The organism is Bacillus sp. (in: firmicutes), assembly GCF_031983925.1.
Lineage (GTDB): Bacteria > Bacillota > Bacilli > Bacillales > Bacillaceae_G > Bacillus_A > Bacillus_A pacificus.
The window spans coordinates 12154-25109 of record NZ_DALYZR010000001.1; the positions used below are offsets into that span (position 1 = coordinate 12154).

At 35.2% G+C, this 12956-nt stretch carries 14 protein-coding genes and 1 tRNA gene; 11 read left to right on the forward strand and 4 right to left on the reverse strand.

Features of this window, described 5'->3' with window-relative positions; genetic code table 11:
- Positions 1–72: 72 nt before the first annotated feature.
- Positions 73–1347, reverse strand: a complete 1275-nt coding sequence (gene odhB, locus RTP99_RS00060; protein WP_000569902.1) for a 2-oxoglutarate dehydrogenase complex dihydrolipoyllysine-residue succinyltransferase — start codon at positions 1345–1347, stop codon at positions 73–75.
- Between the two features lie 133 nt (positions 1348–1480).
- Positions 1481–4348, reverse strand: coding sequence for a 2-oxoglutarate dehydrogenase E1 component (gene odhA / locus RTP99_RS00065; protein ID WP_000197151.1), 2868 nt, complete (start codon positions 4346–4348; stop codon positions 1481–1483).
- Positions 4349–5174: 826 nt separating this feature from the next.
- Here odhA and RTP99_RS00070 point away from each other — a divergent pair.
- The 6 genes from RTP99_RS00070 to RTP99_RS00095 all read left to right on the forward strand — a co-directional run bounded on the left by RTP99_RS00070 (position 5175) and on the right by RTP99_RS00095 (position 7385).
- Complete coding sequence (locus RTP99_RS00070) at positions 5175–5384, forward strand: helix-turn-helix transcriptional regulator (protein WP_000428510.1); 210 nt, start codon at positions 5175–5177, stop codon at positions 5382–5384.
- A gap of 2 nt (positions 5385–5386) precedes the next feature.
- Positions 5387–5764: a hypothetical protein gene (locus RTP99_RS00075; protein WP_001109914.1), complete on the forward strand. Its 378-nt coding sequence runs from the start codon at positions 5387–5389 to the stop codon at positions 5762–5764.
- 28 nt (positions 5765–5792) lie between these two features.
- On the forward strand, positions 5793–5975 hold the full coding sequence (locus tag RTP99_RS00080) for a DUF3976 domain-containing protein (protein WP_001178301.1): 183 nt from the start codon (positions 5793–5795) through the stop codon (positions 5973–5975).
- Positions 5976–6110: 135 nt separating this feature from the next.
- A complete protein-coding gene (locus RTP99_RS00085) occupies positions 6111–6470 on the forward strand; it encodes a hypothetical protein (RefSeq protein WP_001036555.1) in 360 nt (119 codons plus the stop codon).
- An 18-nt stretch (positions 6471–6488) separates the two neighbouring features.
- Entirely contained in the window at positions 6489–6758 is a 270-nt protein-coding gene (locus RTP99_RS00090; protein WP_001195380.1) for a hypothetical protein, read from the forward strand.
- Positions 6759–6839: 81 nt separating this feature from the next.
- Entirely contained in the window at positions 6840–7385 is a 546-nt protein-coding gene (locus tag RTP99_RS00095; protein ID WP_001267336.1) for a hypothetical protein, read from the forward strand.
- Between the two features lie 212 nt (positions 7386–7597).
- On the opposite strand, the gene RTP99_RS00100 is transcribed toward RTP99_RS00095, so the two are convergent.
- Positions 7598–7670 (reverse strand) — tRNA-Val (locus RTP99_RS00100).
- Positions 7671–7850: 180 nt separating this feature from the next.
- Positions 7851–8066: a hypothetical protein gene (locus RTP99_RS00105; RefSeq protein ID WP_000090213.1), complete on the reverse strand. Its 216-nt coding sequence runs from the start codon at positions 8064–8066 to the stop codon at positions 7851–7853.
- 384 nt (positions 8067–8450) lie between these two features.
- Between RTP99_RS00105 and RTP99_RS00110 the strand changes: the two genes are divergently transcribed.
- The 5 genes from RTP99_RS00110 (at position 8451) to RTP99_RS00130 (ending at position 12610) form a co-directional block, all read left to right on the forward strand.
- Positions 8451–8678: a hypothetical protein gene (locus tag RTP99_RS00110; RefSeq protein ID WP_000251859.1), complete on the forward strand. Its 228-nt coding sequence runs from the start codon at positions 8451–8453 to the stop codon at positions 8676–8678.
- 155 nt (positions 8679–8833) lie between these two features.
- Entirely contained in the window at positions 8834–10120 is a 1287-nt protein-coding gene (locus RTP99_RS00115; protein WP_000247008.1) for a D-alanyl-D-alanine carboxypeptidase family protein, read from the forward strand.
- A gap of 192 nt (positions 10121–10312) precedes the next feature.
- A complete protein-coding gene (gene sipW / locus RTP99_RS00120; RefSeq protein ID WP_000767807.1) occupies positions 10313–10882 on the forward strand; it encodes a signal peptidase I SipW in 570 nt (189 codons plus the stop codon).
- A gap of 60 nt (positions 10883–10942) precedes the next feature.
- Entirely contained in the window at positions 10943–11533 is a 591-nt protein-coding gene (locus RTP99_RS00125; protein ID WP_000172844.1) for a TasA family protein, read from the forward strand.
- A gap of 156 nt (positions 11534–11689) precedes the next feature.
- Positions 11690–12610, forward strand: coding sequence for a DUF4047 domain-containing protein (locus tag RTP99_RS00130; protein ID WP_000917482.1), 921 nt, complete (start codon positions 11690–11692; stop codon positions 12608–12610).
- Positions 12611–12956 lie beyond the last annotated feature (346 nt).

A 12956-nucleotide genomic window follows, 5' to 3' on the forward strand; every position in this document is an offset into this window, starting at 1 on the left:
GTCCCGTATGAACGAAAAAAAGGCTGTAGAATTATGTATTCTACAGCCTTTATATAATAGATTATTAATCTATCAACCTTCTAATAATAATGATTTTGGATCTTCAAGCATATCTTTAACAGCAACAAGGAAGCTAACTGCTTCTTTACCATCAACGATACGGTGATCGTAAGATAAAGCGATGTACATCATTGGACGGTTTTCCATACGTTCTGCATCAATGGCAACAGGACGTACTTGGATTTTGTGCATTCCTAAAATACCAACTTGTGGGCTGTTTAGGATCGGTGTTGACATTAGAGAACCGAACACGCCCCCGTTTGTAATTGTAAATGTACCACCTTGTAGTTCTTTTAATGAAAGTTTGTTATCACGTGCTTTTTTACCTAATTCACGAATTTCGCTTTCGATTTCAGCGAAGTTTAATTGGTTCGCATCGCGTACAACTGGAACAACTAATCCATCTGGAGCTGCTACTGCAATACCGATATCATAGAATTTTTTAATGATAAGCTCGTCACCTTGAATTTCAGCATTTAATAATGGGAATTGTTTTAATGCTGCAACAACTGCTTTTGTGAAGAATGACATGAAACCAAGACGTACATCATGTTTTTTCTCGAAAGCGTCTTTACGCTCTTTACGTAATTCCATGATTGCAGTCATATCAACTTCGTTAAATGTTGTTAACATTGCAGATGTTTGTTGAACTTCTACAAGGCGTTTTGCAATTGTTTGACGGCGGCGGGACATTTTCACGCGCTCAACTGGTTTTTCAAATTCAGTTTTTGCAACTGGAGCAGGAGCTGGACTTTTTGGAGCAGCTGGTGCTTCTTTTGGTGCTGCAGCATGAGCTTGTACATCGTGTGGTCTCACACGTCCAAGTGGATCTGTGCTACGTACGTCGTTTAAGTCGATTCCTAATTCACGAGCCATTTTTCTAGCAGCTGGTGATGCGATAGGACGGTTTGTATTTGGTAAACCTTGTAAAGTTGCAGTTTGTTCAGCACTTGGTGCCGCAGCTTTTGGTGCTTCAGCTTTTGGTGCTTCAGCTGTTTCTTGTTTTGGTTGCTCAGCAGCCGGTGCAGGTGTACTTACTGCAACTGGTGCTCCGTTTGCATCTAAAATTGCGATAGTTGCGCCAACTTCAACTGTATCCCCAGGTTCGCCTAGTAACTTCGATACAATACCTGAATCTTCTGCAATGATTTCTACATTGACTTTATCAGTTTCAAGCTCAACAACGCTGCCACCTTTCTCAACTTTGTCGCCTACGTTGATAAGCCATTGTGAGATAGTTCCTTCAGTAATAGATTCTGCAAGCTCAGGTACTTTAATTTCGATCATTTTAAATGTCCTCCCCTTATTTGCCTAACGGTGTGTTTTTTCTTCTTTTGTCTTCGGTAATCTCCATTTGTTAGCCTGACCTTGGGCAGAATATCTGCCCAAGGAACAAGCTAGAAATCTTCATTGTTACTTTTTAGTTGCTGAAAACTTCAATTTCTAGTTTATCTTGACGGAAGTTATACTTTACATCTAAAGCGTGTGCAACAATTAGTTCTTGCTCAGCTTTGTGAGCGAATGGATCGCCGCCAGATGGGCTAGAGCGATCTGGGCGTCCGATGTAACCTGTTTTCACTTTATCTCCAGCTAGTTCGAACAGAATTGGAGCCATGTAATGCCATGCGCCCATATTACGAGGCTCTTCTTGAACCCAAATAATTTCTTCTAAGTTTTTAAAGCGTTTAATAATAGATTGAACTTTCTCAGCAGGGAATGGGTACAGTTGTTCAATACGAACGATATGAATTTCATCTAAGTTGTACTCATGCTTACCAGACTCGATTTCTGCTGCTAAGTCAATCGCCATTTTACCTGTACTTAAAACAAGACGTTTTACTTTGTTTGGTTTTGTACCAAGGTTTTCTTGTTCTAAAGCAGGTTGGAAACGTCCTTCGCTTAATTGACTAGCAGTTGAAAGCGTAAGTGGGTGACGTAATAAACTTTTCGGCGTCATCAATACTAATGGTCGAACAGCTTCTGTTCCTAAGACAGATGCTTGACGACGCAGGATATGGAAGTATTGTGCCGCGCTCGTTAAGTTTGCAACTGTCCAGTTGTTTTCAGCAGCTAACTGTAAGAAACGTTCAGGACGCGCACTAGAGTGCTCTGGTCCTTGACCTTCATAACCGTGTGGTAATAGAAGAACTAAACCAGATTTTTGACCCCATTTTGCTCTTCCTGCTGAAACATATTGATCAAATAATGCTTGCGCAGTATTTGAGAAGTCACCATATTGCGCTTCCCACATAACAAGTGTTTCTGGTGCGAATACGTTATAACCATACTCGTAACCAACAACAGCAGCTTCTGATAACGGACTGTTATGAACAGAGAATGAAGCGTTGATGTTTGGTAAGCGATGTAATGGTGAATATGTTTCATTTGTATCCGTATCGTGTAATACGATGTGACGATGCGCGAATGTACCACGCTGTGAATCTTGACCAGTTAAACGAATTGGCGTACCTTCTTGTAAAATAGAAGCGAATGCTAATGACTCAGCAAGTGCCCATTCAATTTTACCGTTCTCTTCAAGAGCATCTTTACGGCGCTCAAGAATTTTCTTCACTTTCGGATATACGTTAAAGCCTTCTGGCCAAGAGAGTAGACCTTCATTAATTGCACGAAGTGAGTCAAGCTCAACACCAGTATCAATTGGCTGAATACCTTTTGCAACAACATCTGGCACTTTAACGTGAATTGTTGCATCGCTCGTATCAGCTGGTGGTACTTGTGCATAGTCAGATTTTAATTGCTCTTGTATAAACTGTGTAATTGTTTCAATTTCATCTGCATTTAGAACACCAGCAGCTTGTAATTGGTCTGCATAAATTGCTCTTACAGTTGGGTGATTTTTAATCTTTTTGTACACTTGTGGTTGTGTAACTGCTGGGTCATCCATTTCGTTATGACCGTAGCGGCGGTAACCAATTAAATCGATTAAGAAATCTTTTTTGAACAACATGCGATATTGAATTGCAAGATTAGCAGCAGCAAGACAAGCTTCTGGATCATCAGCATTGACGTGAACAATCGGGATATCGAAACCTTTTGCAAGGTCACTTGAATATTTCGTAGAACGAGAATCATAGCTATCAGTCGTAAAACCAACTGCATTGTTTGCAATAACATGAATTGTTCCGCCTGTTTGGTACGCGTTTAATCTGCTTAAGTTGAGTGTCTCAGATACAATACCTTGACCAGGGAATGCAGCATCACCGTGAACTAAAATTACGAATGATTTTGAAGTATCTTGTTCTGGAAGACCAGATTTTTTACGATTTTCTTGAGCCGCACGTGCGAAACCTTCTACAACAGGATTAACGAACTCAAGGTGACTTGGGTTATTTGCTAATGTAACGCGAGTGCTAACTTCCTCGTTACTAACGACTTGTTCTCTACCTAAATGGTATTTCACATCGCCAGTCCAGCCAGAATTTGCTACTGCGCCTTCTATTTTTGCATGTTTGAACTCGGCAAACATGTGACTATATGGTTTTTCTAATACGTGTGCAAGTACGCTTAGACGACCGCGGTGAGCCATACCGATCATGACATCTTCTACGCCGTTTTTAGCACCTTCTAGCACAATTTCATCTAGAACAGGTACAAGCATATCAACGCCCTCGATAGAGAAACGCTTTTGCCCAACGAATGTTTTATGCAAGAATTGCTCGAAACCTTCAACAGCTGTTAAACGTTTTAAAAGAGCAGTTCGTTTTTTATTTGATAGTGGTTGACGCAATGAATTTGATTCCACCATTTGATGCAACCACGCGCGTTCTTCACTATCTTGTATATGAGAAAATTCATAAGCTAAAGTTTGTGTATACACTTCTTTTAATCTATGAATTACATCAAGTGCAGTGTGAATACCTTCTGGTGCATCTTGCCATACTGTTTTTGCTGGAATCGCTTTCAAATCAGCATCGCTCAGTTCGTTCATTGCTTTCTCAAGAAGAGATTGTCCATTTGCAGCATCTTCCATCGGATTGATGTGAGCCAACGTATGCCCGAAAGAACGAATCTGTTCAACAAGTTGAACGACTTTAAGAATTTTTTCAATGTTACCTGTGTTTTGAGGAGAAAAATGTGTTGCTGTGTTGTCCCCTGTTACGACATCATCTTGAAACGAAGGAGCTCCAAAAATTTCAAAAAGCTCTTGTAATTCCGGATCAACAGAACCTGCTCCAGTTACGTAAAGATCATACTGTTCAATAACATAACCAAGGTTCGGACCGTGGAACTTGGCCCAAGGGTTTGTCGTTGTATTCTTCCTCGTCATTTGTTTAAACCTCCCAATGCATATAATCCTTTTTCCATACAAAAAGGTGCATTTTGCTCTTTTCAATAATTGATGAACCAATAATCAATGTAAATGTTTTTCTTTACTCTTATGTTATTACAATAATTTACATAATACCAAACACTATTACTTATCTGTTTTGTAAAAAAACATTCACAATAACTTATCACCCAAGTTAATCTTTCATGTTATAAAGTAATTTTACAGAAAAATAGGGTGGATATATTTGGTATACCTATACAAATAACTAAAATTGTTGCATGTAAATATAAGTATAATAGTTAGAATGTTTCGATAAAAATAAGTTCGAATTATGTATATTGAAATAATAAGCGCTTTCATTGATATTATACAACAATATAACGGAATATAGTATAAAAAATAAAAAATTATGAATTTATCGTAAACTTTATTTAGATAGTGTTAAATATTGAAAGGAAAGTGAAGGATTTCTACAAAAAAAGTTGCTAAACATAAAAAATGCTTCATAAACAGTTAGTTTCTATAAATATGACGAAAAACAGCGTAAAACCAATAACGTATTTCGTGGAATAAAGGGATAAATGAAATATTTTAAAAGGATAAAACAAATATGGAGATATTAAATTTTTAAAAAAGAGAGGTGGAGATATAGTAACAGTTATTTACATTGTTCCATGTTTCATTACAAAATAGACGTGCTGAAATTGAAAAAGTTTCTTCTATATAAATAGCGTGAATAATAATTAAAATGAATGTAAAGGAAACTTGACGTAAAGTTTCCTTTACGTATATACTTGGTATAAGGGAGGAGGGAGAAATTTCCTTGGAAAATAAAATGGTCGAATACCGAAAAAAATTTGGACTATCTCAAGAAAAATTGGCTGAGAAACTTGGCGTTTCCAGACAAACCATCATTTCAATTGAAAAAGGAAAATACGATCCGTCACTTCCGTTAGCATTTGAAATCGCGAAAACATTTCAGACGACGATAGAACATGTATTTATTTATGAAGGAAAAGAAGGGGAGGAATAAAGATGAACTATTCACAAAAGTACTTCGTTATCATGGGAATTATCTTTCTATTTATGAGTGGATTTATGATCCTAACAGGAATAATGACGCATTCTGCACCACCAACTCCAACTTATACAGTGCTTGCGATGATGATCATGTGCTTTTGCTTAAGCTACTTACATCCGCAATTTAAAGAAAAAGACGAGCGGATGAAATTAATTCGTTATAAAGGCATGTTCTTCAGCTTTTTTGCATTAACAGCGTATTATCTTCTTTTCTCTATTGGCTTAAACTTAAATGTTATTACACTATCTGCAGTTGAACTACTGAACATACTTATGGCACTCACGATGAGTACCGTCTTTATCTCGTTTGTTGTTTTGGCAAAAAGATATTAAGATGGAAGAGAGAAAGGAAGATTAACATATGCAAATGATGTATGCTTTTGGCATTGGGCTTGTATTATTTTTAGCCGTATTCTTATTTATTCGGAAAGACGTGCAAGGTGGGACGTTAACGAAACGAGGCTTTTATAAAATGATCGGCTGTTTAGTTGTTATGTTTATAGCGATTATCGTCATGATCGTTTTAATAAATCGGTCACTATAGAATATAAAAATGGAACCTTACAGCAGTAAGGTTTTTCTCTTTTTTTGTAAAATCCGAAAATTCCTACTAAATCCATTCACTGTATATAATGGATATTATATAATTTAATAAAATGATAGATAGGGAGAAGAGTATATGAATAAAAAAACTATCTTCTTTTTATTAACATGCCTACTACTTATAGCTAGTATTACTTATATAATATGTAACAAACGAGAACAAGTGCCACCTATGTTAGTATGGGAGGGGCAAGAATACTACATAACAAATGAACCGGCTAAAGCAGAAGAAGTGGGGCAAAGGCTAGGAGAAATAACAAAGAAAATTGAAACAAGTGAAAAACCTATTAAAAATAGTGAATCCAACATATTAAGCGAAAAAACAGAAGTATTCACAATGATAGAAGAAGAGGGGAATCCTCACTCACCCTTAATCATAAAGGAGCTTTATAGTGACGAGTATAGAGTAGTAAGGCCGATGCTAAAGGTACTATAAAATAAAAAGGAGATCTATATGCAAACAGTAACTTCATATCCATGGTCATTAAGAAAAATGTTTGTTTTTTTCCTTTGCTTCATCCTTCCACCAATCGGCGCTATTTATATTTTGAGGAATAGAGAAGCACTACAAAAGAGAGACTTCATTTTATATGTATTATTTGCTGCTATTAATATATCGCTTTGGTTATCGCTTATGATTTTTGATCGGAGTATGTGGATGGTAGCGGGGCATTATTTGTTTGGCGGAATTGTTATTATTGTTTCGAATATGAATAAGAGATAGGCCAGCAATCATAAAGTTGCTGGTTTTTATTTTGCTATTTATAATGAAGAAACAAATTTTTAATAGAGAGTAGTGAAAGTTATGAGATGGAAAGAGGGAACGTTTGAAAAAATAGAAACGAATGACGCATCTGTTGCGCAGCTTGTAAACACGTTTAAGGAACAAAACTTAAATGGTGGCGCAATAATAAGCTGTTTTAAAGTACATAACGAAAATTTTTTCAAAGAAATACCACATTCGAAAGAGGGGCATGAACACTTCTTTAGAAGAATATTTAACTCTTTAGATATAATCAATAGCTTAGAAGAGTTAAAAATACATACGTCACAAAAATATAAGTTTCATTTTAAAGAGCAATGGGCAGTCATGCTTGATGGTAGCATTGCCGCTCAAATTTTGTCGGGCGGAGCATATGAAGCATTTAAGGAACGACCAGTTATCGCAAAACAATTAGCAGTTAATGTATGTCAATATATGTTCCAAGATCGATACGAAGATATTAAAGTGTTCGAAAGCTATCGCCCTTGGACAGATTGGTTTTACGATGTTGCGTGGGATATTACTTGGATGGTGTTAGATAGTAAGGAGCAGAAAATGTGGTTAGTTTGTGCTACTGATACGGATTGATAGATGGGAGAAGTTTTATGCCAATGGTCTTTGCTAGTGCTTTTAGCAAAGATAGAGGTGGTGACTAGAAAATCGTTGCAGATGATAACTTGAAAGAAGTATTGTTTGCCAATGCGAAGTCTTTGGAGAAGAGGTTTGGTGGGAAGTGATTGATTTAGATAAAAAAGAGAAGCCATATCACGTAGAAAGTTGATATGGTTTCTCTTTTTTTATGACCCCGGAGAGGCTCGAACTCACGACCTCCACCCTGTCAAGGTGGCGCTCTCCCTGCTGAGCTACGGGATCTTCAAAAATACTTATGTAATAGCATCTTTAATCATTATGTTAAAGCAATTATATAAAATTAACTGAAATTTTACAATATTTTTTTATAGTAAGTTTTAAAAGGAAAATCATATGCAATTATGCGAGTAGTATCTGAAGGGATAATAATGAGAAAAAACTTAGTAGGATGTAGCGGTCGTATTATTTAAGATATTTATCCAAAGGGTTTTCATCGTTTAAATCAACAAGTAAAGGACATAGGAATAATAGAGGTAGAGCGGCATTAGCATGATGAAAGGTGTCATTAGATAGATACTGCCTTCCAAAACAATACGGGCAATCTTTTTCAAATGTCAAGAGTATCGACCATACATCTTTTACTTTCCACTTCGTTTTACAATACGTACAACGCGCCATGGAGTTCCTCCTCATTATAAGTTTTCTTCTAGTATATTCCATTCTATTGTACGAAAGTCATTTGTATTTGGTGTGATAAAATGTAAGTTGTTTTATTTTTATGTGAGTTTATTTAGTTATTTATGATCCTTTACATATCGTTTGCTATTTTTGCAGGATGATAGATTTTCAGTTTCAATATGCAAACTGGCCAATATATCCTTTTTACAATTTACTTAAAATCATGTATAACAGAGATACAAGATTATTTTACCCCGCTATTTGCGGGCAGTAAGATCCACCTCAAAACTCAGCGAAAGCAAAGAGGTTAGGTGGGGGATGAAGCCCCCCACTGATTAAAGTTTCACTTTATAATTATTCAGAAGTAGAGGGAGAATTATTGTAATGGTAAGGAAAACGTTCAAGATGCGCGTATCTAAAAATAGAACGATTTCAATTAATGGCTCAATTCTTGATGTGGATGTTACACATGATGAGTTTTTGCAAGAGTTTGTTGAGTGGGTCCATTCTAAAGGTTGGTCGTTTATGGGGATGACAGATGAGATTACACCTGAGGAAGCTAGTCAAAATTTAATTGATTCATTAATTGATGAGAAGGATAAGAAAGAATAATTCTTTCTTATTTTTTATTGTATATTTATGTTATTTATCGTAAAAGTATGATATAGTAAAAAACAGTGAATATTCTTCCAATTTAATACAAATTACATATAGATTGGTATATTCAGTTTTTAAGCTGTGAGAGTATAGTGAAAAGGGAGAGTCATATGGTAAATTTTAAGAAAATTTTGGCTTTTATTACCGTTATTTGTTTATTTTTTTTGACACCTATGACGTTACGTGCTGAGACGAATGTTGGAGTGAATCCAGAACAAGTGGCACCACCACCTAAGGAAGGGCCAAATGTTTTTAGTCAGTTTGCAACTACGATTGATGCGAAAACTGGAGATATTTTGTATGATAAAAACGCACATCATCGTGCATTTCCGGCTAGTATGACGAAAGTGTTAACGGCGATTTTACTTATGGAGCATACGAAGCCAGAGGATCAATTTACGTTTTCACAATTAGCATTAGATCAAGAGAAGAGTAATTATCAAATTGAGTTTCAACCTGGTGAGACGATTAATAGAAATACTGCACTTATGATTTTAATGGTGCTAAGTGCGAATGATGTGTCATATGCAATCGCAGAGCGTATTGGCGGGAGTGTTGAGAATTTCGCTAATATGATGAATGAGAGAGCGAAGCAATTAGGGGCTACCGATAGTCATTTTGTAACACCAAATGGATTGCATGATCCGAACCATTATACTACACCATATGATATGGCTATGATTACGAGAGGTGTGCAAAAGTACCCTGAGATTTTGCAAGCGATGAATACGAAAAGGACGACAGTTACGACATCTAGGCAGACGGTGTCTATTTTTAATAAATCTACTTATTTTGAAAACCCATTTAGTATTGGCGGTAAGACAGGTTTTACAAATGAAGCGCGCAATACGCTCGTTCTATTAAATGAGAAGGATGGAAATCGTATTATAAATGTAGTAATGGCTTCTCAAAGACCTGAAATTTATGAAGATTTAAAGCAGATGGCGGACTATTCTTTTGGTCAATTTGTGAAGCAAACTGTACTAGATAAACATAGTTGGCATCAAAAGACAACGTATTTAAATAAAGATATTGATAGCGAGCTTGAAAAAAGTGCAGAAGTGATGCTTAAGAAAGATGAAGGAAAAAATGTGAGGACGATTTTCCGTGCGGCTTCATTAGATAAAGATTCTTTGTATCATAAAGGAATTCATCGTGGTGAGGTAGTTGGGGCAGTTGATATCACGAAGAATAATCAAACAATTGCGACGGTTAATGTTCTTTCTAAAGAAGATGTTACTTTTGCAATGCCTAAAAAAGATACGATCGAGCCTGAAGTAAACGAATCAAACGTGAAAATAATAAGTATTGGGATAGGTGCTGCCATATTATTTGGAGCCATTTTATTTGTAGTGCTACGCCGAAATACAAAAGGAATGAAATCAGAAGAAAAATAAATTACTAGTTTAAAGGGCTGTGAAGAGAATTTGTCACAGTCCTTTTTTATATTTAAAATAACTAATAATTGTAAATTTTCTTATTGCATTTCCGTTTCGTTCGTTATATTATTTATTTGTGTTCTTGTTAAAGAACGAGAGTGAATATTGCATACTTCAAATAATATAAAACAACGGAGAGGGAGAGAAACGATGAAATTAATTTGGAAGGTGATTAGCAACGTTATCTCATTTGTTTTATTTGCATTAATGATTTGCTTAGCTTTTGTAGTTATTTCTTCAAAAGCGAGCGGTGGGGATCCAACGGTGATGGGATATCAATTTAAATCAGTGTTATCAGGATCGATGGAACCAACATTTTTAACAGGGTCAATCATTGCGATAGAACCGACAAAAGATGGCTCTAAATATCAAAAAGGTGATGTTATTACTTTTAAAGAGAAAGATGAAAAAATTATCACTCACCGTATTATCGGTGTGAAAGATACAAATGGAAAAGTAATGTATGAAACAAAAGGGGATAACAACAATGGCCCTGATTTAGAACCAGTACTTGCGGATAATGTCATTGGAAAATATGCAGATATTACAGTTCCTTATGCAGGGTATGCATTAAATTATGCGAATTCAAAAGCTGGAGCTGCTTTACTTCTTATTATTCCAGGAATCTTTTTACTAGGCTATTCAGCGATTACTATTTTTAGTGCGATTCGTAGCATTGATGGAGAAAAGAAAGAGAAAAAAGTAGAACAATCCGTCTAGTTATTTTGGTTATAGTTTCCTATTAGGAAATTAACAAATATATATTAAGGGGATATGGACATGACTTTAAAGAAAAAATTAGGAATGGGTATCGCATCAGCAGTATTAGGGGCTGCATTAGTTGGTGGAGGAACATTTGCATACTTTAGTGATAAAGAAGTGTCAAATAATACATTTGCGTCTGGGACACTTGACTTAGCGCTGAACCCTTCAACAATTGTGAAAGTGGATAATTTAAAACCAGGTGATACAATTGAAAAAGAATTTAAATTAGAGAATAAAGGTACATTAGATATTAAAAAAGTATTATTAACTACAGAATATGATGTAGAAGATGTGAAGAAAGATAATAAGAGAGACTTTGGTGAAGACATTGAAGTAGTTTTCTTAAAAAATATTGATAAAAAAGATGAAGTAATTAAGAGAACGACATTAAAAGATTTGCAGAGTCAAACAGTGACTGCTGCAGAAAATGATATAGTAAGTTGGTTATGGCCTGAGAAAGGTATTAAAGCGGGAACTAACGATTCATTTAAAGTGAAATTCCGCTTTATTGAAAGAAATGCACCTCAAAATGAATTCCAAGGCGATAAACTTCAATTAAAATGGAAATTTGAAGCGCAACAAGGCGATGGAGTGGAGAAAAAATAAGCAGAAAAAGAGACTATCAAAAATGATAGTCTCCTTTTCTGTTAAAAGGGAAATGTAAAAAGAAAGATAATTTCTTATATCATTTTATAATTCACTTTATTATAATAAAGATATAGTTCTTGATAAAGAACAAGTTGTTCGATAGGAGAGATTAAAATGCTGAAGCCACCGCGTAAATTCAAAAAGATGCTTATATTGCCATGTTTGTGTTCTATTACTTTTTATTTAGGCTCTCAAATGATGACTTATACAGAAGCAGCTTTCGTTCATGAAACGAAAGTAGCGGCTACTATTTCTACAGCAAGTATTTTTCCAAAAACAGTTGATCAATTAATAGAACAAGCTAAGCAGCATAAGGAAGTTATTTTGCATGAGTATAAAGGGATGAAATCAAAATTAAATGTTAGATCCACTCAGGAGATAGAACAGGCGCTTGTTATATGGAAGCAAGGACGCGAGAAGATAGCTGCTGAGAGAGAATCGTTACAAAAAGTATATAAATCAATAGAAGAACCTTATAATCAAATACAAGAAGAGTTAAAAGGACATACAACTGAATCTAATAAGCAAGTATTCTCGTATGTGAATGCTGGCTTCCATATAGTAAAAGAAAACTGTGAGTATATTGATAAAGAAGTTAATTTACAAGTGATTGATAAACAAATTCAAGATTTTGAGAAGTTACTAGTAGATGAAACAGCAAAACAAGTGAGTGAGGCTGAGAAGCAAAAGGAACTAGAAGAGAAGAAACTAGAAGAGAAGAAACAAGAAGAAGCGAAAAAGCTAGAAGAGAAGAAACAAGAGGAAGCAAAAAAACTAGAAGAGAAGAAACAAGAGGAAGCAAAAAAACTAGAAGAGAAGAAACAAGAAGAAGCGAAAAAGCTAGAAGAGAAGAAACAAGAAGAAGCGAAAAAGCTAGAAGAGAGGAAACAAGAAGAAGCAAAAAAACTAGAAGAGAAGAAACAAGAGGAAGCAAAAAAACTAGAAGGGAAGAAACAAGAGGAAACGAAAAAACTAGAAGAGAAGAAGAAACAAGAGGAAGCAAAAAATCAAGAAGATAGTAAGAAACAAGAATAGCAAGTAAAATACAGCGACATATAGAGAGAATAGCGGTTATAAAGCCGAGTAGGTGAGAGAATATTGCGACTCACCTATTCGGCGTGTCCTCTTTATTTTAACAATGCATGTTAAAATAAAGATAAGAGAAAATTAATTGGCGGTATGATGGTGAAGGATAATAATTAGTATAGATAAGGAAATTAATTAATGTTCTTTATTTCTCGATATTTTTTAGAAATTTCGGAATAATATTGAGAAATAAAAATAACTGAAAATATTAATAAATATTTGTTGTATTTATATAGGTGTGTTCGTTATAATGAACATAAGGTTTTTAAAAAAGAACAAATATTAGCTAAGCTAA

What these genes read in the sequence shown, in the direction of transcription:
- RTP99_RS00115 (WP_000247008.1), top strand. Translation starts at nt 8,834, where the DNA reads ATGGTAAATTTTAAGAAAATTTTGGCTTTTATTACCGTTATTTGTTTA.
- odhB (WP_000569902.1), bottom strand. Translation starts at nt 1,347, where the DNA reads ATGATCGAAATTAAAGTACCTGAGCTTGCAGAATCTATTACTGAAGGA.
- RTP99_RS00090 (WP_001195380.1), top strand. Translation starts at nt 6,489, where the DNA reads ATGCAAACAGTAACTTCATATCCATGGTCATTAAGAAAAATGTTTGTT.
- RTP99_RS00080 (WP_001178301.1), top strand. Translation starts at nt 5,793, where the DNA reads ATGCAAATGATGTATGCTTTTGGCATTGGGCTTGTATTATTTTTAGCC.
- RTP99_RS00075 (WP_001109914.1), top strand. Translation starts at nt 5,387, where the DNA reads ATGAACTATTCACAAAAGTACTTCGTTATCATGGGAATTATCTTTCTA.
- RTP99_RS00110 (WP_000251859.1), top strand. Translation starts at nt 8,451, where the DNA reads ATGGTAAGGAAAACGTTCAAGATGCGCGTATCTAAAAATAGAACGATT.
- RTP99_RS00095 (WP_001267336.1), top strand. Translation starts at nt 6,840, where the DNA reads ATGAGATGGAAAGAGGGAACGTTTGAAAAAATAGAAACGAATGACGCA.
- sipW (WP_000767807.1), top strand. Translation starts at nt 10,313, where the DNA reads ATGAAATTAATTTGGAAGGTGATTAGCAACGTTATCTCATTTGTTTTA.
- RTP99_RS00130 (WP_000917482.1), top strand. Translation starts at nt 11,690, where the DNA reads ATGCTGAAGCCACCGCGTAAATTCAAAAAGATGCTTATATTGCCATGT.
- RTP99_RS00085 (WP_001036555.1), top strand. Translation starts at nt 6,111, where the DNA reads ATGAATAAAAAAACTATCTTCTTTTTATTAACATGCCTACTACTTATA.
- odhA (WP_000197151.1), bottom strand. Translation starts at nt 4,348, where the DNA reads ATGACGAGGAAGAATACAACGACAAACCCTTGGGCCAAGTTCCACGGT.
- RTP99_RS00125 (WP_000172844.1), top strand. Translation starts at nt 10,943, where the DNA reads ATGACTTTAAAGAAAAAATTAGGAATGGGTATCGCATCAGCAGTATTA.
- RTP99_RS00105 (WP_000090213.1), bottom strand. Translation starts at nt 8,066, where the DNA reads ATGGCGCGTTGTACGTATTGTAAAACGAAGTGGAAAGTAAAAGATGTA.